The sequence below is a fragment of the Flagellimonas flava genome (assembly GCF_050617915.1).
Classification (GTDB): domain Bacteria; phylum Bacteroidota; class Bacteroidia; order Flavobacteriales; family Flavobacteriaceae; genus Flagellimonas; species Flagellimonas flava_A.
In genome coordinates, this window is record NZ_JBODQE010000002.1 from 1 (window position 1) to 22,019 (window position 22,019).

The window sequence follows — 22,019 nt, forward strand, 5'->3', positions numbered from 1 at the left end:
GCAGGTGGTTCACTTTGCCCGGCGAGGGTGGTTCACTTTCATCCGGCGAGGGTGGTATACTATGTCCGGCGTTTCCACATTGGCTGCTTTAGAAAAGGGATGTCAACTAGATTTGTTCGAAAAATCTTCATTTCTCTTACCTTTTCAGTACGGAAGCGATACTCGCAGAATTCATCCAAATTTCTATAGCTGGCCTAAACCATTGTCAGAATATCCATATTCAGATTTACCTTTTTTTAGATGGAAGCATGAAACAGCTTCCTCAGTCTCCAAAGATATTTACAGAAGTTTTAATAGAATAAAGGAGGAACATGAGGATTCAGGGCTATACAATGAGTATCGGAATATACTCATAGGCAAAGAAGATATCGAAAGATCCAAAGGCAGTTGTAAAATTTCATTTCAAAGTGTCGATGGCCATAAAGCAAAGCCTTATGATAGAATTATTATTGCGATAGGTTTTGGAATAGAAAAGAAAGTAACTCTTGATTATGAAAACATAAATGTATTAAGAGATTCATATTGGAGAAATGATCAATATGAACAGGCCAACTTATATAATAACGATAAAGTAAGTTATATCATTTCTGGCGTTGGTGATGGGGCACTAATGGATATGTTTCGCTTAAGGATAAAAGGATTCACAACAGATTCGATTATTAGAAACTTTAGGAAAAAAAGTGAATATGGCAGGCTGATTGAAAAATTAAATGGAATAGAAAGTAATTACTATGAACTAAAAAGCAAAGGAAAGTCAACAAAGAATTATTTGTTTACTGAATTGGTCAAACTTGATTCAGAAGATTTATTGGATTCTTGTAAAGAAGAGATAAAAAAAAGATTGCGTTCTGATACAATGGTTGTGATTCATCATTACAGGCTTCAATTCGAAGAGATCTTTAATCTTGAAAAAGCCTCATTTTTTAATAATCTTCTAATGTTTCTTTTGTTCCAGCTAAACGCAATTTTTTATCACAAGAAAAAGATTGAGTTAGAATATGATTTGCCTGAAAAGTTTATTCTAACCGAAAAAGAAATACAGACTAATGAGAAAAACAGAATCAAAAATCAAGAGAATATAACCAGCCTTGTTAATGACATTAATAAAAAACAACCTCTCTATAAAAAGGTGAAAATATTATTAAGACATGGATCTGATAAAATAGCACCATTGAAGGATTTCGGCTTGGACCCAAAGTTAATCGACCAGTTTAAAGAGATACAAAAAGATAGCACCAATAACCATTTATATCCGATATGGCCTATAAACTATTATGAAGAGAAGTTTGGTTTCGTAGAACCAGAGCTATTAACATTAGCAAATACCTTCGTGTCTGGTGTTTCTGGCTATGTTAAACACAGATTTAAAGAAGTTGATAACATTGATTTTCGAATTTGTATGCATCGAGCAATAAAGCGAAGTGGCAAAGAATTTTATCAACAAATTTCACAATATTTTGGCAGCAATGATTCCTTTAAATCAGAAGAGAAACAAGTAGGAAGAATTTTTCCCATTGAACATGGCTTAGTTGGCTATTCCATGACAACTGGTAGATCCTTGCGACTTTCGGCCGAAAAAGGTGAATTTGATGCTTGGAAATTGTTAATGATGAATGTAGATGAAAGGAAAACTGTTGGTAATAAAAAATTGGGGGATCCAAAGGACAAACTAAAATCGTTATTTACTTGTCCGATATTCACAAAAATTGAAGACAAACTGTATCCGATTTTTTGTTTTTATATGGACAGTTCCAGTTTTAGTTTTAAAGAAGAATTTGATAAAAATATTGAGGTAACGGAACTAATTTATTCTATGTGTGCTGAGTTTACTTCTCAACTTGAAAATATGATAGTAAAGAAACGTCTTTTTAACGTTCATATACTTAAAGATTATATTTCCGCTGTGGACACCAATCATCCGAAACTACCAATGAATAGGAGGATTGAAAACGCAAGTAACTTTGAAGCCATACCAAAGTACGAAGAGATTAAATCTAGTTTAATGTTCAATGAAATCACTCCGAACTACATTACATTAAACTATAGATATGAATCTTAAGGAGATTGCAATTAGAGGATATTCTTCGAGATAGAAATTAGTGTACTTTTCTAATGCCTCTTTCTCAGAATTGCAAGGAGGAAATATAGATTTAATATCATAATTATCAATTAAGTCATTAAAACTATCAAATTCTTTAATATGGCTTATTTCACAATAAATCGACTCACCATTGTAGCCTTTTCTTAACTCAGCATATTTATAATTAGATTCAAGAATATTTTTGAATCTTCCTTTTTGCTGTCTTATTTCAATTGATTTTCCGAGTTGATACCAATCAAAAGCTTCAGATTTTAGAGGTAAGAATAAACGATTTTTGAAAAACTCTGATTTAGAGACTTCCATTAAAGACAAGCTCTTTAGAGATGTTTTGATAGACATGATCTTGCATGGTGAGCTTAAACTGAAATTTTTCGGTATATTTTTTAAATTTTTGAAACCTATTTTCTGGAATAGTCATTAAAGGTTTATCCGTTCCTAAGACATTGAAACTCTCTTCAAATAATTTTGAAGCTATGCCTTTACCCCTAAATTCTGGAAAAATATAGAAAGTACATATTTTCTTTTCCTCAAGATCATTTTTAACAATGGCAAAACCTGCATCCTCTTGCTTATACTTTAGAAAAATAATTGACCTATCTCCAGATATCAACCCAGGGGTCACTTTGTTAGTAAACCATTTATCTATTTCGGGATAGTTTTCTTTAAAAGTGAAGACAGTATTTTTTACTAAAGAAGTTTCATTTTTGAATTCTTCCCAATTAGATTTAGCAATATTAAAATAGTTAATATGAGACACTTATACGTGTTTTATATACTGTAAAAATATGAATTATTTCTGAGTTAGTCGATGTATACATTACAGACTTACTTCTAGCTTATTCTACATAATTATTTCAATCGATTATAAATCCGCTTGAGCTAAAGATTTTTCTTGGAAAAAGTTGAAGTACTTAAATTCCCTTCTTAACCTAAAAACCATTTTTTGAGATTTTACAATTCAAATTTTTACTACATATTATGTTTTTAATACTATATAATAGTAAATGTAGTGTTAAAGAATAGATATATATTAAAAATATATGTATATTTGCTTTTATAAATCCCATAAGCATGAAAAAATCCCCTAGAAGAGAAAGATTTGAAAAAATAGCAGCTAACAGGGTTGCAAATGCATTAAAAACACTAGATAGTCTTGAAAAATGTTCGAATAAGAATAATTATGAATATAATTCAGATGATGTAAGAAAAATGGAAAAAGCCTTAAAAGACAAGGTAAATGATGTGATTAAGGCTTTTACAAAGGAGTTGGAAAAAGGCAAAGACACCGAGTTTAAATTTTAAAACACCAGAATATGGCAAAAATTAGCAAAAAAAACATGGCCGTTAGGAATCGCAAGAGATTCTTAAAATATAAAGAATCAATGAAATCCCCTCTTTCCGATCTTACCGTTAGACAACTATACCTTTTGGAAAAAGAACTTGATTTAAAATTTGATTTAGATATATAAACTTATCCTTATGACCAACAAAGAACTTTGTCTTTCCTTAATGAAAGCTGACACGGAAAATGAGGTAATTGAAATTTTGAAAGCACAAGAATATTGGAGCGATTACCAATATTGGAGGTTTTATGGTGATAAGGAAAATAATTATAGTGCAGCCGGAAATCAGGCAGATGAGTCAGAAGCAGCTCTTGTAGAAAAGATAACAAATAGCCGGGATGCTATTCTGATGAATGAATGTTTAATTAGGGGGATTGACCCCAAAAGTGATTCTGCTCCAAAAGGTGTTCAACATGCTGTAGCCAGATTTTTTGAAGATGATTCTGAAGGTGAGCTTGCGGGACAAGTAAGAGAGTGGTCAACAAAGAAAAGAAGAGAAGTTGCAAAAAACATATCTGTTTATATAACCGGAAATAAACCGTCAGTAGATAAGTACCCATGCATTAACATAGCTGATAAAGGTGAAGGTCAAACACCGTTAAACATGCCAAAGACTATCTTGTCGTTAGGCGAATCAATTAAAAGAAAAATTAGTTTCGTACACGGGAAATGGAACATGGGAGGAACTGCTGCATTGGTCTATTGTGGTAAGGAAAACCTACAACTTATAGTAAGTAAACGAAACCCAAAATTATTGGGAGAAGATGCGAATCCATCAGATAACAATTGGAGTTTTACTTTAGTAAGACGAGAAAACCCAGAAGGAAAAGAAACATCAAGTACATATAAGTATCTAGCTCCTGTCAATGTGGATATGAACCCTGCAAAGGGAGAATTGTTGAATTTTGAAAGTGATACTCTCCCGATATTTGCTCAGTTTAATGAGCCTTATTCGGTCGAATCCGAATGGGGGACATTAGTTAAACTATATGAATACGAAACAAAAAACAAGCAAAATGTTCAGGGAAATGGAGGTTTGTTGAGACCACTTGATTTATTAGCTCCGGATTTAGGATTGCCATTTAGATTGCATGAGTGTAGATATGAGGGGACTCCTGGTTCATTTGAACACCAAGTAAATGGTTTGCGTGTTAGACTTCATGATGATAGAGGAAAGGCTCTAGAAGAAGGTTATCCAACCTCTAATGAATTAGTGATTGATGGTGAACAGATAACCATAACGGTCTATGCATTCAAAGACGACAAAGCCAAAACGTACAGGGATAATGATAAGGGTGTAATATTTATTTTAAATGGCCAAAGTCAAGGCTGGCTGGATGATAGATTATTCAGTAGGAATAAAGTGGGTTTAGGGTTTTTGAAAAATTCACTATTAGTAATGGTCAATTGCAGTGAACTATCATATCGAGCTCAAGAAAAATTATTTGTAAATGATCGTGTTCATTTGAGGAAAGGCCCCTTTAGGGATAAAATTATCACAGAAATAATTGATTACTTGTCTCATCATCAAGGGTTATCTGATATTCAAGAGGAAAGGAAAAGGAAGCTTAAACAAGATAAAATAAGTGATTCAAAGCCTATAGAAGCTGTATTGTCCAATGTTTTTAAGCATTCTAGTGCTCTATCAAGAATTTTCTTAAATGGACATCGTTTGTCTAATCCTTTTAAATCAAAAAAAGTAAAGGATGAAGAAAAACCTTTTAAAGGTGAACTTTATCCAAAGTATTTTAAATTCAAGAGATTGGATTATGGTGAAGAATTAAAAAAAGGAGTGAATTTTGATTCTAGATCACGAATTTTCTTTGAGACAGATGCAAAAAATGATTATTTCAATAGGAAAACTAAGCCTGGGTCATATAAATTACTTCTCAAATCTGAGGAAGATTTTATTGAGGTTACTAACACAACTTATAGCTTGAACTTACTCAATGGAATTGCAACTTTAAATCTTGACATTAACTCAGAATATGAAATAGGGAGGGTATATAATTTCAAACTTGTTGTTACGGATCCCCTGCGAATTGTAAACCCACCTTTTGCAAATAGTTTTGAGCTTACCATTCATCCTAAAGCCATTAAAAAACCTGGTAAAGCAAAACCTCGAACAAAACCTCCAGGAAAAGACAAAGGGGATAACAGAGAATCTCTTGGAGGAATTCAGATACCAGAAATAACTTCAGTTTATGAAAAAGACTGGGATTCTCATGAGTTCAATAAATATTCCGCGTTAAAAGTATTGAAATCGAAAAGCAATAGCGGAGATGGCGAACAAGGTGAGCCCATGTTTGACTTTTTTGTAAATATGGACAACGTATACCTTTCTTATGAAATAAAGGATAATATAAAAGAAAAGGAGCTTCTCGAGAGTCAGTATAAATATGGAATGCTTTTATTGGGCATTTCGCTGATATATGACAGCAAACAAAATTCAAATGAAAGTTCTGAGGTTTATGAAGGTGTCGAAGATAAAATCTTTGAATTCTCAAGAGCTATGAGCCCTATGATTATACCGATGATACAGGAATTTGGAGATTTGGATTTAAAAAGCGAATTAATCGACCAACTAGCTGATTAATTTGTGAAACAAAACAACCTCCTTGGAGCTAGAAGATTGTTTATTGTAATTAGCGTACCATTTGCGATTAGGAACATCTCTCCAAATTCTGTCACTCTCTATTAAAACTTCCTCAAAACCGGCTTCATTCATAGTTTTCAAATATTTTGGCAACTGCCATTCAATGTTAGAAAACGCCAATATCTGAGCTACTATGGTTTTTTCATCGCAGACCTTGGAAATTGATTTGAAAGATTCTTTAATGTTAAAGAAATAATCCTTTAAATCTTTTTGACTTCTGCTACCCATTGCATAGTAAGTCAACCCATGCCCATCTAAACTATTTGCTATCCAAAAAGGTGCAGGGGTTTCTTTACTGCCAAAAATTTGCCATCTGTGATAAACAACATGTACTCCAGGGTAGGGGGGGGAGGTGAGTACCAGTTTTGGACTATTTTCAAACAGCTTTTTAAATTTCCCAATTTCTTTTGCTGGAGCATTAATAGTTTTCGTCAACGTATTTGATTTGTTTTCGACAAACTCCAGGCTGCCTTTTGCCATTTTGGCAAAATTGGATAAGATTTTATCTTTAAATTGTTTTGCTGTGGGAATTTCTTTTCTAGAATCTAAAGCCCATTGACCAGTCTTTAAAATAACACATCTGACGAATTTTTTTTGGCCAGCTGTAAATTTTTCTTGTTCTAGATAGTATAGATACTGCTCAATCGTTTTCCTAATAGGCCATGTAGAAGGAGTGGACAAGTTTCTTTGGTATCCCTTTTCTATCCACTCGACAGGTCTTGGTATGCTGCTTGAGCAACTTATATTTTTACTTACAACTGTTAACCAGCGTCCTAAAGACTTTAGATTATTGGAAGATGGAGGATTAGTTTTTACAGAAGATAAAAACTCTGCTAAAGTACTTATATCAAATCCGATAGAATTTCTTCCTAGCAAATTTGCTTCAACTAAGGTAGTCCCGCCCCCCATAAAGGGGTCCAGAATCAAATCTCCCGGCTCGGTGAAATATTCTATAAATTCACGGGCCATTATTGGTGAGAATCTAGCTGGGTAATTGTAAAAGTCATGTGTATAACCGGACACTCTTTCTCTGCAATTTGCGGCCTTGGCCAGGCCTTGTTTATCAAATTCTGTATATATCATCATTCTGGGAATACCTCATTTAATTCATATTCTTTGTTGCTTCCACCCATCTCGTTGATGGCCAATAAGGCCTTATACTTGGTGACAGCTTTCCTTTTTTTGTGATAGTTGGGGTCTTTGCACAAGTAGTGAATAGTGGTCGGGTTTAAACCATTCCTTTCTGAAATTTCAGCCTTGGTAATTCCCTCTTTAATTAGGATTTCATTAAAAGTAGTCACCATTTAATATTTATTAAATTAAATATATTTTAATCAAAATTAATAAAATTTAATTTATTTTCAAAACCTTGAAAAAAGAGGCGGGATGAAGAAAATGCGGGCCGGCGAGAGGGTGAATTTGTGGCTTGACACAAAGAGCAATTGCCATGGGCTTTGTGTTGGGCGCATAGCGCCTAAATAGCAAAGCTATTAAGACACAAAGGGAGCATGGAAGCATATTTTCTTCTTGATTTTTTGTTTCTTTTTTATCAAAAAAAAAGAAAAGAAAGAACAACCATAAGTTTCAATCCTATTTGACATAATGTTATGGACACCACAAAAGAAAGCTAAATTGGAGGAGGATGTGAGCAAGTGCTTAGAAATTTATGCGCAGCTAAATTTTAAGCTTTTGCGACAGGCTGACGAAAAGCCCGTGAAATTTTTCTTCTCTAAATTTCCAAGTAAGCTAAAAGATTCAATAAGAACGAAAAGCTGAGCTTTTAAAGGCGCTGGCCAAGTGGCTGAGAATTGCGTATAAAAATAAATGCAAGGGCATTTACTTTTTATCAAAGCAATATGCTGTTGGCCGAGCGGCTATTTTACATAACGGCAAATTATAGATACAAATGAAAAGATGCGGCGCAGCCGACCGCTATGGAATGTTTCATGACCCTGTTCATAATTCTCATAGATGACGAAATGCAGAGGGATATTTGATATAATGTAATTATAGCTTACAAATGGATAAACAGCTGGAAAAGCAAAACAAGACATTTGTACTATAATTATGATTATGTCAAATAGAATATTTCAGAACCAATGAACCCCATAAATACTATCCCCTAGTTCCGTTCTATTGAATATTTGATAAAATTTAGGTTCTACGGCTTTTTGTCGACGGCATGCTCCTCAATATATGTGGATAACTTAGAGGGTTCCGGACCTATATAATGAAACCGTTCCGCCCATTCCAGTCCATAAGGCTTTCCAATTTCCTTATCTGAAGGAACGCCACGCATACGTTGCGAATCTATATCCAGTACAAAATGCTTGATGTAATTCGCGTTGGCCGTTTTATCATCATCACCCAAAATTGGTAGCCGTTTTCCTTTCTCGGACAAGCTTTTCTTGAGCCTTGCCCCTGCTTCACCACCAGGTCCTTGGGTAGTTATCACTGCGTTGGCATGCACTTTTGTGTCAATGTTCTGGGTGGTTTCCACAATCCTGTTCACCAACTGAGGCCCTCGGGCAAAATAGTAGCGTTCGGCAGCGGCATGCGGTTTCAACCCAGTTTCAAAGTGTTCAGGATAATCCAGCCGGCCGGCAGACATCCATCTGGCCGATTCTACTGCCATGGCGGTGATGTAATGATCAGGGTTCTCCTCATAATGTCCCCAGGGATCATAAGTGATTATGGTATCCACTTTCAGCAATCGAAACAGAAAAATAAGCCTCCCCCTCAACTCTTGGATGCTGATATTATCCATTCTATGGTTTCTATACCCCAAATCGTAAACTTTGGACAGTCCCAAAGCTTTGGCCACCCGTTCGTTGTCTTGTTCATTGTTATGGATTACCTCTCCTACCGTGGCTCCCCTCCCGGCATGGTCGTCGTTACTGGTGCGTATCAAGTAGCCTGTATATCCCTCCTGAATGAGTTTGGCCACTGTTCCCCCAGCAAACAGGGCAATATCGTCGTTATGTGGCTGGATGGCGGCCAAAACCTTGCCCTTGTGCGGTTGGCCGTTCACATGTTTTTCTACAGTGATCTTGTCGGTATTGTTGATTATTTGGGAATGCTCAAAAGATTTGGGGAATGAAGGTAGGAGTCCCATGGCAACACTTTTGCCTATAAATGATCTTCGTTCCATAATTGTTGGGTTGTGGTTCTCTCAAAGATACGCCATTATCCCGCTGTAAGAGAGCATCTTTCAAGACAGCTTATACAACTTGAAAATGGAAATACTTCATTCCTAAACACTAAAAAGGATATAATTATCCTAAATCTGATAATTGTCATATTATTTGGAACTACACCCCTCTAATTTTGTGCACATGAAAAGTTTGGTGACCCTTTTCGTTGCTTTATCCATGATGGTACGACCGCTTTGGCCCGTTGTGGAATACGTGGCCAATTACGATTACATAGTTACAGTGTTGTGCGAAAACAAGGAGAAACCACAACTACAATGTAATGGTAAATGTTACCTAGCAAAGCAATTGGAAAAAAGCGCAGAGCAAGATGAACAAAACCCATTTGGGGAACATAATCCAAACACAGAAATCCAACACCCTGTCTTCTTTCAGACGTTGTTGATTACTGGACTTGGAACCCAGTTCTCCAATACTTCCAAAGCTAAATTTACTGGAACTCCCCTACTGCTTTCCAATCTTTTTGTGGTGGAGATAAGCCAACCTCCAGAATTCGCCTGATGTTACTTGTTGTAGTTGTTTGATTGCTGGGGGCGCTACCCTACTCTACTGGAACAACTACCCTTTCCTAAGAATTCTTTAAATAACAATCAGGATGAAATTTATTAGTAATCTTGGGCAATGTTCCTTGGCAGGAATTATGCCCAACAGAAAAACTTTACTACGCTACCTACTTTGTCTTTTCCCGTTTTTTGGACAATTGCATGGGCAGGAGCTCCTACAGGATAATTTTACCCAGTCAATTTTGCCAGTTAGTTTGGAGGAGGTGATACTTATTTCTTCGTACAAAAAATACCTGGAACACGAATCGCATCACAAACCACTCTCCACATTGGATGAGTATTTGGAATCTTCCAAAAAAGTAAACTTGGTCAAACGGGGTGCGTATGCCTGGGAGCCCATTTTAAATGATATGGGCACCGAACGTTTGGCTGTGACCATTGATGGGATGCGCATTTTTGGAGCCTGCACGGACCGTATGGATCCGATAACCTCCTACGTGGATGTTTCCAATCTGTCCGATGTTCATGTATCCGGCGGACAGCAAGGAGCCAAACAGGGTGCAACCATTGGGGGCGCCATGGACCTACGTCTGGAGAAGAGCAATTTTAGACCTCTGGATTGGACCGCATCCATTGAAACAGGATTCGAAAGCAACAATATGGCCCAAATTGTGGGTGGAGAACTTAACTATTCCAATGAACAGTTTTATCTGGATACGGATATTATTTATCGCAAGGCGGACAATTATGTGGATGGCAATGGTGAGGAAATAGCCTATTCCCAATTTGAAAAGTATAATCTCTCTGCCAATGCCGGATATAAGGTTGCCGAAGGAAAACAGCTTTTGGCCAGTTTTATATTTGATGAGGCTCGTGATGTTGGGTATCCAGCCCTGCCTATGGATGTTTCTTTGGCGCGCGCTTTCATTGGTTCTGTCAGCTGGGAGCAATCCAATTTTATTGGGGATTTTGAGGAATGGGAAACCAAGCTCTATGCCAATTCCATTACCCATGTAATGGATGATAGCCAGCGGCCGGATGTTCCCATACGCATGGATATGCCAGGATGGAGCGATACCTATGGATTTTTCTCCCAGGCGCAATTAAAATTGGAAGAGCATTCGCTTTTGCTCAAAGTGGATGGGTTTTACAACCGTTCTTTGGCAGAGATGACCATGTATCCCAACGATCCCAATCAGCAAGAAATGTTTATGCTGACTTGGCCCGATGTAAGAACCTTGAATACCGGTTTTTATGGAGAGGATAATATTACGCTGCAAGGAGGCACCTTAAAATTGTCCGCTAGAGCAACATTTCAAGGGTTCAATATTGCCGATTCTTTTGGGCTTAACAGTCTTCGCATCTTTTATCCCGAAATGGAACAACGTCAAACCCGATTTTTAAAAAGTGTGGCTGCGCAGTATCACAAGAAGTTTAAGACAGTTCACTTTACGGGTGGCTTGTCTTACGGTGACAGAGCTCCTACGGTGTCCGAAGGCTTTGGATTTTATCTGTTCAACAGTTTTGACAACCATGACTACATTGGGAATCCAGACTTAAAGAACGAGAAAGCTCTTGAGGCCAAATTGAAGCTATCCGTGCCCTTGGAAAAACTCAGTCTGGGATTGGATGCCAATTACTTCCATACCATGGATTATATCATTGGGGAGGTAAGCCCCAACCTAGATGTTATGACCATTGGTGCGGAAGGTGTTAAGGTCTACAACAACCTGGATTATGCCACGCTTTATAATCTTGGTTTGGATGCTGGCTATGAGTTTAGCCCAGCCCTTGATCTTAGCGGTATGGTTACCTACCATCGAGGTAAGGATCAAGATGATAGGAACCTCCCCTTTATAAGCCCGCTTTCGTATTCAGCCCAATTGCAATATGGAAAAGGAAGTTTTTCAGGTTCGGTTAGCATGAAGGGTGCGGCTGATCAAGTAAACTTCAATCCAGAGTTTGGGGAAGACCGAACAACTGCCTATACGGTGTTTTCAGCATCACTGGGAAAGACCTTTTCAATTCAAAAAGACAAAATGCTTGTAAAAGCAGGAGTTGAGAATGTGTTTGACACTTTCTACTCCACCTATACCGATTGGAACAATATTCCAAGAATGGGGCGGAATTTTTATATGACCGTTTCCTACGCCATTAATTAAATCATTAAAAACAGAAATACATCAACTATGAAAACAATAAGACCTTTTTTTATAGCACTAACGCTGATATTGGGATTTTCATCCTGTTCTGATAGTGAAGACGACCCTATAATAATTGATGATAACCCCCTATCGGATTATGTAATGCTGACCGCTATTGAATCCAATACCCATAGCGTGGAGATTTATTCAGAAGCCCAGCAAGCATTTACCGTGGGTTACAATGAACTCTTTCTTCGAATTAAAGATGAGTCAAGCAATACGTATATCTCTAATGCCGAGATTTCCTGGAAGCCGATGATGCACATGACAGAAATGATGCATTCCTGCCCAAAATCCAATATTACCGTGACTGAGAATGCTTCGGTCTATAAGGGTTATGCCGTATTCCAAATGCCTGGGAATTCCGAGGAGTATTGGGAAATGGAAGTGGAATATACCGTGGATGGGGAAACTTTTACTGTTTCCAAACAAATTGAGGTCATTGCCCCTGCGGATGGAAATCAGAAAGTATCAGTATTCATGGGAGCTGACGAAACCCGTTATGTCCTAGCCATGATGCCTTTGGAACCGGAAGTTGCGGTAAACGACATTTCAGCTATGCTGTTTAAGATGGAGAACATGATGTCCTTCCCTTTGGTTGAAAATTACAAGGTAAATATAGATCCCCGAATGCCAGGTATGGGCAACCATAGTTCACCAAACAATGAACCTCTTGTTTACGATGCCGAATCCAAAAGCTATCAAGGAAAGCTATCCTTGACTATGACGGGATACTGGAAAATCAACATGATATTGGAAAACGCTAACAGCGAAATGATTAAGGGAGAGGAAGTTACGGACGACAACGAAAGTAGTAGTTTATATTTTGAATTGGAGTTTTAAGCGAATTCTTTAGGAACGAAAAAGACCACCTTAAACAGGTGGTCTTTTTATGATGTAACTATTCAGTTTTAAAGTTTGATTTCCTGAACCGTACCGTCGGGATAGGTTAGCGTCGCGTCATCATCGCACTCCCCTTCCCCAAAATTAACCAAGATGGTCAATCCATTTTTGCCAACGTTCATGCTTCCGCTGGTCAAGTATTCACACCCTAAGGCGCCCTGAAGGTCACTTACGGTAGAAACGGAATAGGTATCGCCATCGGCCTCCACCTGCCAGGTTCCTGATAAGCTGAAGGTGCTGTTTTCCAAAGAATCGCCAAAGGTGAAACCAAAAGTTTTGGTCCCGTTTTCAGAAATAATGCTTCCATCCGCCATTTCAATGGTCATATCACTCTCTACGGTAAATGATATGGCATTCTGCTCCGAGTTGGCAGAAAGAGCATAAGCCCTGGTACCATTGATTTTGATATCACCTACATAAAAATCTTCGTACACAGCTGTAAAAGCTGCAGTTTCATTTCCAACTTCATAGGTAACCGTCAAGGTACCGTTAACATTATCTGTTCCGTTCAGGACACAGTTATTAAAAGTGGCCACGAATCCCGTATCTGTGTATTCAGCAGAATAACAGTCATTGCTTCCCTTGGCAGACTTTGCCGCAGCGCTGTTGGCAAACAATTCGGCAAGCGCATTGTCCGCAGTACCTGCTATATCATCGGTGCTCAAAATAGTTTGAAGGTTAGCTTCCGTCAGTGTTTGATCTCCAGCGGGAACTGCATCCTCACTACAAGATTGGAAAACTGAAATTATCAATGTAAATAAGGCTAATGCTTTCCAAGTGCTATTACGTCTGTTCATGTTACGATAGTTTATGGGTTGTTGCACTAACGTAACAAGAATGGGCTTTAGTGTCATCCAAGGGAACAAATCGATAAAATGCGCGCTTCATTCCCAATATCAGTAAAAATCCAATGATTTGTCTTATTTTACGGTATGTTATTAGCTGTTTACAACGAAATTATTGCTTTACAGACCTTGAAAAAGGTATTGACTCTGGTATTCTGTTTTGTGGTAAGTCACCTATCTGCCCAAGTAGGCCCTGTAAAGGTTACAGAGACCAAAAGTAAGAGCCGAATCGCGTTTTTTGCTGAAAATAGAACCTTTACCGATTATGATGTGTTGTTTGAAGTAAAGGGAAGTAATTTTAGGCAGAGCGCCGCCAAACCTCGATGGATACGGGTTCCTGCAGCCTCCAGAGTTCATTTGAAGACCATTATTTTGATGCGGGACAAGCAGCCGGTGTATACCAAAACTTTAAAGACAAACGATAGTCTTTCCAAGCGGGCGTTGAAAAAGGAATTTCAGGAGTTGGACATTCCACCACCCAAAATCAAACCTAAAAAACAAATTACCGTTTACACCTCTTCTGGCTGCGCAAGCTGTGATAGTATTGTCAGTCAACTTAGTTCCAAAAATTACATTTTCAGGAGTGTTTCCTTGGATGAAAAACCTGAGGTAAAGGAACAATTGGGCAAGTTCTTGGCTAAATCCAGCGAGGAAATGGATTCATTATCCAATCCTATTATAAGTTTGGATGGAAAATTGTACAGTTGGATAACTTCTTTTGACCAAATGATGGAGGAAGTAGAAAAGGACTAAGGCTGTTTTTGGGCAATGATCACCCACATTTGCTTGCTGTCATCCCGTTCCCAATCCCCATGATCTTCAATTTCGGAAATTATTGTAAAGCCAGCTTGACGCAGTTCCCTTCGCACGTATTTTGGCCCCAAGGAATGGGCATTTACCTGATCTCTTCTGGATTTTCCCCTGACCCTGTCTTTCAATTTTTCCAAAAGTATCACCTTGCCTCCCATTTTTAAGGCATCCTTGACATGTCTAAGAATTTTCTCATGGGAATCCATTTCATGATAGGTGTCAATAATGAATATGGCATCGAGTTCATCCTCCGGAAGTTTTGGGTCATCATAATCCCCTCTAATGGTAATGATGTTTTTAAGGTTACGGTCAGCGGCATTTTCCCTCAAGGTTTCCAATCGGTCAGAACGCACGTCTACCGCATATACCCTACCCTCATCCTTAACCAAGCGTGCCAACCGAACGGACAAATATCCTTCATGACATCCTATATCCGCCACTTTATCGCCACTTCCAATCCCCGAAAGTTGTAGAAGATACTCCGTCTTCATCCATAAATCACGCTCTGGCCAATCTTCCTCGGTGTATTGTGCCTCACAGACAACTATACCCAGAAAGAAAAGCCAAAACGTGGAATGGTATTTTATCATTTTTGGAATCAATCCTCAATTAGGCCTTGCCCTTCAATCCATGGGGCGCCAGCAGCTTTCAGCTCTGCTTCAATGGACGGAATGGTACTTTTTATAAGGGCATTAAGCTCCTTTTTAACATCGCTTAACTGCTTACTAGCCCTTTGCAATGCAGCTTTGTGGTTACCGGTAGGCCCATACGTGTTACCCAATGCTACCTGCCCAATAAATGCTCCATCTCCGGGTGAAGGCGGGTTCTTCTCACCTACCTCATTTCTGGATGGGCTTCCAGTCATTGTTTTCTTGATGGCCTGCAATTGAGATCTAACATCATAAATTTTGGAGGACAATGCCACGGTTGGGTTTGAGGCTTGATCAAAGGCGCGCTTCATAGCATCTACCTTGGCAATGCTTCTATCCAAATTGGTATTCGTTGCGGTCATATTCTGCTGAAAAGCTTGGAACTGCTCCCTAAAGGCATCAATCTCGCTGGTAGGTTTCGCAGGTAACGCTCCTTTTCTAAGCGGTTTCACCTCAAAATTTTGAGGCGCGGAAAGCTCTTTTAACTCACCATTGACCCGCTGGTATAGCGTAACCGAATAATTCCCAGGAGTTGCCGTATACGGCGAACCTAAAAAGTCGTCATCACCACCTTTGGGCTTTTCAAGTTTGATGCCGGTTCTATCTGCATATTTTAAATCCCAGGATACTCTGTTGAATCCTTTTTTATTTGTTCCCTTTACCGAATTGACCACATTTCCTGCAGCATTCCTTACCAAAAGCACCAACTCAGGTTTTTCCTGATTGTTTTCTTTATCCAAGGCCTCCCAACCAGGGAAAGCAATACTTGACTTCTGCTTGTTCAATGCTTTCTCACGCTTGGCCCTTGCATCCTTCAGAGTTTTCAGTTTTTCTGGAAGGAAATAAGTAAAGACCGCTCCGTAAGGTGGATTTTTTGCCACATATTTCGTATTACCCTGACCGTAAACTCCATCTTTTTCGATGTACCAATAAGCCGGTTTTACTTTGTAAAGGGTAGCCTCTCCCATTTTGGAAGTGTCAAAGTCCCTTAAGGCCGAGATGTCGTCCAATACATAGAATCCACGTCCAAAGGAAGCGCAAACCAAGTCATCTTCCCTTCTTTGAATGGTTAAATCCCTAAAGGAAATGGTGGGTAATCCACCGTCCAACTGCATCCAGCTTGAACCACCGTTATTGGTGAAATAAATTCCGAACTCAGTTGCAGCAAACAAGAGGCTTTTTTTCTTGTGATCTTGTACAATCCTCCAAGTAACCAATCGATTTGGAAGGTTTCCATTGATGAAGGTCCAGCTGTTTCCTTTGTCCGTACTTTTTAGGATGTAAGGTTTGAAATCACCTTCCTTGTGATTGTCCAATACCAAATAGACCGTATTAGCGTCATATAGATCAGCTCTAACGTCGTTTACAAAAGCTCTGGAAGGCACTCCTTTAATGGTGCCTAGGTTTATTCTTCTCCAGCTAGTGCCCCCATTCTCTGTAACCTGAAGAATTCCATCGTCCGTTCCGGCATAGATCAAACCCTCTTGAATTGGCGACTCAGCAAGGGAAGTTATCGTGTTGTAATTGGACATGGCCAATACATCCCATGAGTTGTCCCAGCTTTGCTGACGTCCCATGATGGGTAAGTTCAAGCGCTCCTCATTTCTTGTCAAATCGCCTGAAATGGCAGTCCATTCATCTCCCCTATTTTCGGATTTCCAAACACGGTATGACGCAAAATACAAGCGAGTTGGTTTGTGTGGACTAACCAAAATAGGCGCATCCCAATTAAATCTTTCATGTGGTTCCCCAGCTGCAGGTTGTGGTTGAATGAACACCGTTTCTCCCGTGGTTTGATCTATTCGCCACAGCCAACCCTGCTGGAATTCACCGTAAGTGATATCTGGATTTCCAGGTTCGGTAGCAGACTGATGTCCGTCAGCACCCAACGTAATCCACCAGTCGGAATTTAAGATTCCCTCACTGCTTGCGGTTCTGGATGGTCCTCCATGGGAGCCATTGTCCTGTGTTCCACCATAGATATTGTAAAAAGGAGCAGAATCATCCACTGCTACCTTATAGTACTGGGTCAAAGGCAGATTTCCAAAATACCTCCAGGTTTTTGTTAAGTCGTAGGATTCATATAATCCACCATCTGTTCCAAAGAGAACATAGTTTGGATCGGATTTCTTAAAAGCCATGGCATGACTGTCCACGTGCTTTTTCTCCTCGTTCATGGATGTAAAGGTCTTTCCGTGATCATCCGACACTTGCACCACGTTGTTCATCAGAAACAATTTTCCCTCATGATGGGGAGATGCGTACAGCTCTTGGTAGTAGTGAGGCCCCGTGGCTCCAGATACCGCATCCGATTGCTTTGTCCATGAAGCTCCCCCATTTTTGGAAATGTAAACCCCTCCTTTTCTTCTATCCAACTCAATGGCAGCATATAAGGTTTCGTTATCAAAAGGTGATAGTGCAAGACCAATTTTGCCCATATTGGATTTGGGAAGTCCGTTGCTCAATTTGGTCCAAGTCTCACCTCCGTCCGTACTTTTATGAAGTCCGGAACCAGGTCCACCGCCCATAAGCGCGGCAACCGTTCTGTGTCTGTCCCAAGTGGCTGCATAAATTACATCCGGGTTGGTAGGGTCCATGGCAATATCCGTAACACCAGTCCACTCATTGTTACCCAATGTTTTACGCCACGTCTTTCCACCATCCGTGGACTTATAGAATCCACGTTGTCCGCCCTTGCTCCAAAGTGGCCCCTGGGATGCGACCATAATAACGTCAGAGTTCTCTGGATGGACAATTATTTTTGAAAGATGCTCGGAAGATTTCAGGCCCATGTTTTTCCATGTCTTTCCTTCATCATGACTCACATAAATACCGTCTCCAAAACCAACATGTCTACCTCCAACATTTTCTCCTGTACCTACCCAAATGGTGCTTGGGTTGTTTGGATCAATAGTAACACAGCCAATGGAATAGCTGGCCTGTTTGTCAAAAATCGGATTCCATGTAGTTCCATTATTGATGGTTTTCCATACTCCACCTGAACCAACGGCCACATACCAAACACTTTCATTTTTTGGATGGATGGCAATGTCTGCAATTCGACCCGAAGTAAGGGCTGGACCCAGACTTCTGAATTCGAGTCCTTTAAAGGTTGTTGAATCTGGTTTTTGGGCGGTTAAGTGAAGGGAAAAAACAAAAAGAGATAGGATTGCTGAATAAATTCTCAAGCGGTGTTTCATTTTAAAAAATTAGATTGAATTAGTCGCTGAAAGATAAGTAAATACATCAGCCTTAAATCTAAAAAAAATGTGAAAAAATGAGTTTATCTATCCTTTATTCGATAAACAAATTTTAAGCCGCTCCAATCCTCGTCCACAGCCGCTACTTTGGTGTCCACCAAACCTATAGCCAAAAGATGTTCCCTTATCGGGTCTCGTTTAAGATCTGTTGTTATTTTGGAACTTCCCTTGGGCCAACTCACCCATAACAAGCCAGTTTTTTTTAGAGCAGGTTTGTAGGTTTCAACGGCTTCTTCAAGCTCTGACCTGGTTGTACAGAATATATGAATGAAATCAACTGATTCTGACGGGGCCTGTTCCTTAAACGAAATTCCAGAAGGTAAATCAGAAAATAAATCCAAATAATACTCGGGTTGATTGACGAGCAGGATGGCAAATCCTTCCTTTATCCCCAATTTCTTGGCCAGAGGGGTTCCTGAATACCCTGAAGTTGTTTTCAAAATGTTCGTTTTTCACCAAGTTAAAACAAAGTTGTCAATCCTTTGCCCGCATAAATTGAAAAAGGTTGTTGATTGCTCCCCTAGCACTTTTTTCAACTGCCTTTTTGCCTAGAAAGAATCCTAAAATTCTTTTTATCAGGGACTTTGATTCCCAATAGAACTCAACTTTTAAGTGGCTGGATCCATCTGGGTTTGGTGAAAAAATATAGAATTGATAAAAGTCATCAAACAGAGGATGATTATGCGTCAGTTCGCCATAGATCAAATTTCCGGGATCGGTCTCCTTGGAAATGGTTATAAAATCCAGATGTTTACCGTTGATCACACAGGTATGTTCACTTCCCAGTCTGGTAACCTCATGTTCGTTGTATTCCAATTTATCCACCCCTTGCTGCCAGTTGTGCCGAAGCGCATAATTCGTAATGTTTTCCATGACTTCTTCTGCCGGAACCGGGAAATCCTGTTCCACTACAACTTGGGGAGGTTCATCAAATTTTAGCAATTTGGGTTGGACGAAACTTCGTAGTTTCAACTCCTGGGGATCGATCAAGGAATAGATATATTCCACTTCTTTCTCGTCATAGACGTCAGAGCCTTGTCTAAACCTGAACATCTTGCTGGAATAATATGGGGACAACATGATGTCCAGCGCCAATTTCCGACTTATCAGCGCATAGTTATCACTGTCCACAGAATTTTTTAGTAATCTATGGGCTTCAATGACTTGTTCTCCAAAGGGTTTTCGGGTACCCTGTACTTCAATATGCTGTAGATGTCCACTGTGGGCAATGATCTTGAGCTGTAGATTGGGAGCCGTGGCGCAAGCGTTGCAAGGGCAAACCCTATTTTTCTCCAACATCTTTAGGTGGCTATAAAAAGCCGTAAACATGGACTCTATTTGTGCCAGCAGATTTTCTTGGGAAGGCACTTCATTCTCCTTATAAAAGAAAAGGGCATCACCCTCGATTTCTGCCAGTTTTAAATCTTGGGTGTTGGCATTCACCAGCACTTCCAATAATTCCGATATTACATGTTGGCTATGTTCTATCTCGGTAGTCCGGATAAACTTGGTGTATCCAGAGATATCTGGAATGAACAAAAGGGATTTGGACATGTTTTTGATTGAATGTTACACTAAATAGTCTGGTCTGGAAATAGAAACTTACGTCAAACGGTTTACTCCACCAACTCTGTCAATAGTTGCTTGAAGCCAAGCGCCACCCCATTGGTCCAGCCAAAGCCATCTTGAGTCTCATACTCCCCTCCCCCTGATAACAGGCTTAAATCCTCCACATTGTACTTCTCCATCATTTTACCTGTATTCCTATACACCTTTTCGTTGAGCGCCAGCCACCTACGTATGATTTCGATAGCTTCTTCTTTAAAACCATAATTCAACAGGCCTTTAACCGCAATCCACTGTAGAGGTGCCCAGCCATTAGGGGCGTCCCATTGTTGTCCCGAATGCTCCAAGGTAGTTAACAAACCACCATCCTTTAAAAATTGGGTCATGATAACTTCCTTGACCAGGTTTGCCTGTTCTTGTGTAGCTATTTCAAAATAAAGTGGAAACATGGCTGCCAAAGTAGGGTTGGGTGTGCTGCCCTCCTTTTCAAAATTGTAGTCCAGATAGAATCCCTCTTCCTGATTCCAAAGGTATTCCTGAATCAATGCGCTTCTTTTTTCAGCTAGCTGATTATATTTTTCTGCCAGTTCGGGCTTCCCGTCAAGATTTGCTCCAGTTGCAATAAGTTGCTCCAAATAATACAATAGACAATTCAGGTCAATGGGTAAGATGGCGGTGGTTTCGGTCGTTTCAAATTTCCCTTTTTCACCGTACCAACGAGAACTAAAGTCCCATCCAGAAGCTGCTGCCGACCTTAAGTTCTTGTATAAAGCTTGTTTGGATGAATCTGTTGGCAATTCACTGGCCAAATGCAGGTCTTCCTTGTAAGCTTCCGGTCTAGGGCTTGTTCCCTTGTCCCAGTAGCGATTCAAAAAGCTGGATTGTCCCATGGGAACCACATGTTCGATAGGGTCCTCATTCATTCCATTGGCGGATCCGTGCATCCAAAACTCATATTCTTTAATTAGTTGGGGCAAGTACTTTACCATTATCTCTTGATCCTTTCGAGCTATAGCTCCCACCATTAGTGCATAAAAAGGAGGCTGCGACCTTGTTCTATAATAATTCCGTGTACCATTTGGTATAAAACCAATGGAATCAATCAAAAAACTAAAGTTATCCACCATATTGGTGGCCAAATCATCCCTGCCAGCAACTAAAAGCCCTTCCAACGTAAAATAACTATCCCAATAGTAGATTTCCTGAAATCTCCCTCCTGGTACAACATACTTGTAGGGTAGTGATATCCTTGAACCATGGGGCACAACAGCATCTGGTCCTCGCGTCAGCTTATCCCACATCAATGCAATGTGTTCATACATGGTTTTGGTGGTATCTGTCTCAAATTCCAAAGCTTTCATGGATTGGTCCTCAAAGTGATTTTCAACAAAAGCGGACAAATCAAAGCCCTCCTCCTGTTTGGCAAGAAGGTACTCCGTTTCCAGTTCTAAAAAGTGCTTTTTTGGAACAAGGTCCACAAAGGTTTTGGAGTCCTTGAACAATCCAGAAAGCTGGACATCCTTGAATAGCTCTGTTTGATATAAACTTTCGGGTTTAACGGAATCTTGCCGCTTACAGCAAATGATAAGCAAACAAAGAAGCGCAAATGGGATAAATCGTAGTTTCATTGGAAAGGGAATTGTATTGAAAAACAAAAAGGTTCAGAAAATTAGGGAATTAATCCCATTTTCTGAACCCCGTGGTGTGATTCTTCATTCAAGACAACTACAGTTCCGAGGAGAGAGACATTTGGAACGTGGGTGTGGTAGTTACTGAATCAATTGTTGACCCCACTAGAATTTTGAACTGCGCTCAAACTGTCGGCGACCATCTGGGCCCTAGCTTCCTCCTCATCCCTGGGAGGTTCGTAATCATCAGATTTACTACTACTGCAGGCCATCAAAAGCATCACTCCGAACAGCATTAAAAAGAGCGGGTATTTGATTGCATTTTTCATGACTAATCA

Annotated in this window: 19 protein-coding genes; 7 read left to right on the forward strand and 12 right to left on the reverse strand. The window is 39.5% G+C overall.

The genetic code is table 11. The features are described from left to right. Positions 1-2,059: hypothetical protein (locus ACRHOZ_RS05750; protein WP_431123346.1), on the forward strand; the 2,059-nt coding region annotated here is incomplete at its 5' end. On the opposite strand, the gene ACRHOZ_RS05755 is transcribed toward ACRHOZ_RS05750, so the two are convergent. After that, complete coding sequence (locus ACRHOZ_RS05755; RefSeq protein WP_431123349.1) at positions 2,036-2,404, reverse strand: hypothetical protein; 369 nt, start codon at positions 2,402-2,404, stop codon at positions 2,036-2,038. The two genes, ACRHOZ_RS05750 and ACRHOZ_RS05755, sit on opposite strands and share 24 nt — an antisense overlap. Further along, entirely contained in the window at positions 2,391-2,858 is a 468-nt protein-coding gene (locus tag ACRHOZ_RS05760) for a GNAT family N-acetyltransferase (protein WP_431123351.1), read from the reverse strand. Before ACRHOZ_RS05760 ends, ACRHOZ_RS05755 begins: the two co-directional genes overlap by 14 nt. A gap of 314 nt (positions 2,859-3,172) precedes the next feature. On the opposite strand from ACRHOZ_RS05760, the gene ACRHOZ_RS05765 reads away from it, so the two are divergent. After that, complete coding sequence (locus ACRHOZ_RS05765) at positions 3,173-3,403, forward strand: hypothetical protein (protein WP_431123353.1); 231 nt, start codon at positions 3,173-3,175, stop codon at positions 3,401-3,403. A 177-nt stretch (positions 3,404-3,580) separates the two neighbouring features. Beyond that, complete coding sequence (locus tag ACRHOZ_RS05770; protein ID WP_431123356.1) at positions 3,581-6,040, forward strand: hypothetical protein; 2,460 nt, start codon at positions 3,581-3,583, stop codon at positions 6,038-6,040. Here the strand turns inward: ACRHOZ_RS05770 and ACRHOZ_RS05775 are convergent. The 3 genes from ACRHOZ_RS05775 to ACRHOZ_RS05785 all read right to left on the reverse strand — a co-directional run bounded on the left by ACRHOZ_RS05775 (position 6,029) and on the right by ACRHOZ_RS05785 (position 9,251). Then, positions 6,029-7,186: a DNA methyltransferase gene (locus ACRHOZ_RS05775; RefSeq protein WP_431123359.1), complete on the reverse strand. Its 1,158-nt coding sequence runs from the start codon at positions 7,184-7,186 to the stop codon at positions 6,029-6,031. The two genes, ACRHOZ_RS05770 and ACRHOZ_RS05775, sit on opposite strands and share 12 nt — an antisense overlap. Next, positions 7,183-7,404 carry a hypothetical protein gene (locus ACRHOZ_RS05780; RefSeq protein WP_431123360.1) on the reverse strand — a complete coding sequence of 74 codons (222 nt, stop codon included), beginning with the start codon at positions 7,402-7,404 and terminating at the stop codon, positions 7,183-7,185. The genes ACRHOZ_RS05775 and ACRHOZ_RS05780 overlap by 4 nt, the downstream gene beginning before the upstream one ends. Before the next feature lie 857 nt (positions 7,405-8,261). Continuing rightward, on the reverse strand, positions 8,262-9,251 hold the full coding sequence (locus ACRHOZ_RS05785) for a PIG-L deacetylase family protein (RefSeq protein WP_431123362.1): 990 nt from the start codon (positions 9,249-9,251) through the stop codon (positions 8,262-8,264). A gap of 184 nt (positions 9,252-9,435) precedes the next feature. Here ACRHOZ_RS05785 and ACRHOZ_RS05790 point away from each other — a divergent pair, with 184 nt between their 5' ends. The 3 genes from ACRHOZ_RS05790 to ACRHOZ_RS05800 all read left to right on the forward strand — a co-directional run bounded on the left by ACRHOZ_RS05790 (position 9,436) and on the right by ACRHOZ_RS05800 (position 12,862). Continuing rightward, positions 9,436-9,813 carry a hypothetical protein gene (locus ACRHOZ_RS05790; protein WP_431123365.1) on the forward strand — a complete coding sequence of 126 codons (378 nt, stop codon included), beginning with the start codon at positions 9,436-9,438 and terminating at the stop codon, positions 9,811-9,813. 94 nt (positions 9,814-9,907) lie between these two features. Then, entirely contained in the window at positions 9,908-11,977 is a 2,070-nt protein-coding gene (locus ACRHOZ_RS05795; protein WP_431123367.1) for a TonB-dependent receptor, read from the forward strand. Between the two features lie 27 nt (positions 11,978-12,004). Then, positions 12,005-12,862, forward strand: a complete 858-nt coding sequence (locus tag ACRHOZ_RS05800; RefSeq protein WP_431123371.1) for a hypothetical protein — start codon at positions 12,005-12,007, stop codon at positions 12,860-12,862. Between the two features lie 68 nt (positions 12,863-12,930). On the opposite strand, the gene ACRHOZ_RS05805 is transcribed toward ACRHOZ_RS05800, so the two are convergent. Further along, complete coding sequence (locus ACRHOZ_RS05805) at positions 12,931-13,719, reverse strand: hypothetical protein (RefSeq protein WP_431123373.1); 789 nt, start codon at positions 13,717-13,719, stop codon at positions 12,931-12,933. 135 nt (positions 13,720-13,854) lie between these two features. On the opposite strand from ACRHOZ_RS05805, the gene ACRHOZ_RS05810 reads away from it, so the two are divergent. Then, entirely contained in the window at positions 13,855-14,520 is a 666-nt protein-coding gene (locus ACRHOZ_RS05810; protein ID WP_431123375.1) for a glutaredoxin domain-containing protein, read from the forward strand. Here the strand turns inward: ACRHOZ_RS05810 and ACRHOZ_RS05815 are convergent. The 6 genes from ACRHOZ_RS05815 to ACRHOZ_RS05840 all read right to left on the reverse strand — a co-directional run bounded on the left by ACRHOZ_RS05815 (position 14,517) and on the right by ACRHOZ_RS05840 (position 22,010). After that, positions 14,517-15,167 carry a class I SAM-dependent methyltransferase gene (locus ACRHOZ_RS05815; protein WP_431123377.1) on the reverse strand — a complete coding sequence of 217 codons (651 nt, stop codon included), beginning with the start codon at positions 15,165-15,167 and terminating at the stop codon, positions 14,517-14,519. The two genes, ACRHOZ_RS05810 and ACRHOZ_RS05815, sit on opposite strands and share 4 nt — an antisense overlap. Positions 15,168-15,175: 8 nt before the next feature. Then, positions 15,176-18,427, reverse strand: coding sequence for a VPS10 domain-containing protein (locus ACRHOZ_RS05820; RefSeq protein ID WP_431123379.1), 3,252 nt, complete (start codon positions 18,425-18,427; stop codon positions 15,176-15,178). An 83-nt stretch (positions 18,428-18,510) separates the two neighbouring features. Further along, complete coding sequence (locus ACRHOZ_RS05825; protein ID WP_431123381.1) at positions 18,511-18,927, reverse strand: DUF3052 domain-containing protein; 417 nt, start codon at positions 18,925-18,927, stop codon at positions 18,511-18,513. A 34-nt stretch (positions 18,928-18,961) separates the two neighbouring features. After that, positions 18,962-20,041: a DUF2652 domain-containing protein gene (locus ACRHOZ_RS05830; protein ID WP_431123383.1), complete on the reverse strand. Its 1,080-nt coding sequence runs from the start codon at positions 20,039-20,041 to the stop codon at positions 18,962-18,964. Positions 20,042-20,103: 62 nt separating this feature from the next. Beyond that, a complete protein-coding gene (gene treF, locus ACRHOZ_RS05835; protein WP_431123385.1) occupies positions 20,104-21,681 on the reverse strand; it encodes an alpha,alpha-trehalase TreF in 1,578 nt (525 codons plus the stop codon). 149 nt (positions 21,682-21,830) lie between these two features. Continuing rightward, positions 21,831-22,010, reverse strand: coding sequence for a hypothetical protein (locus tag ACRHOZ_RS05840; RefSeq protein ID WP_431123387.1), 180 nt, complete (start codon positions 22,008-22,010; stop codon positions 21,831-21,833). Between the last annotated feature and the right edge of the window lie 9 nt (positions 22,011-22,019).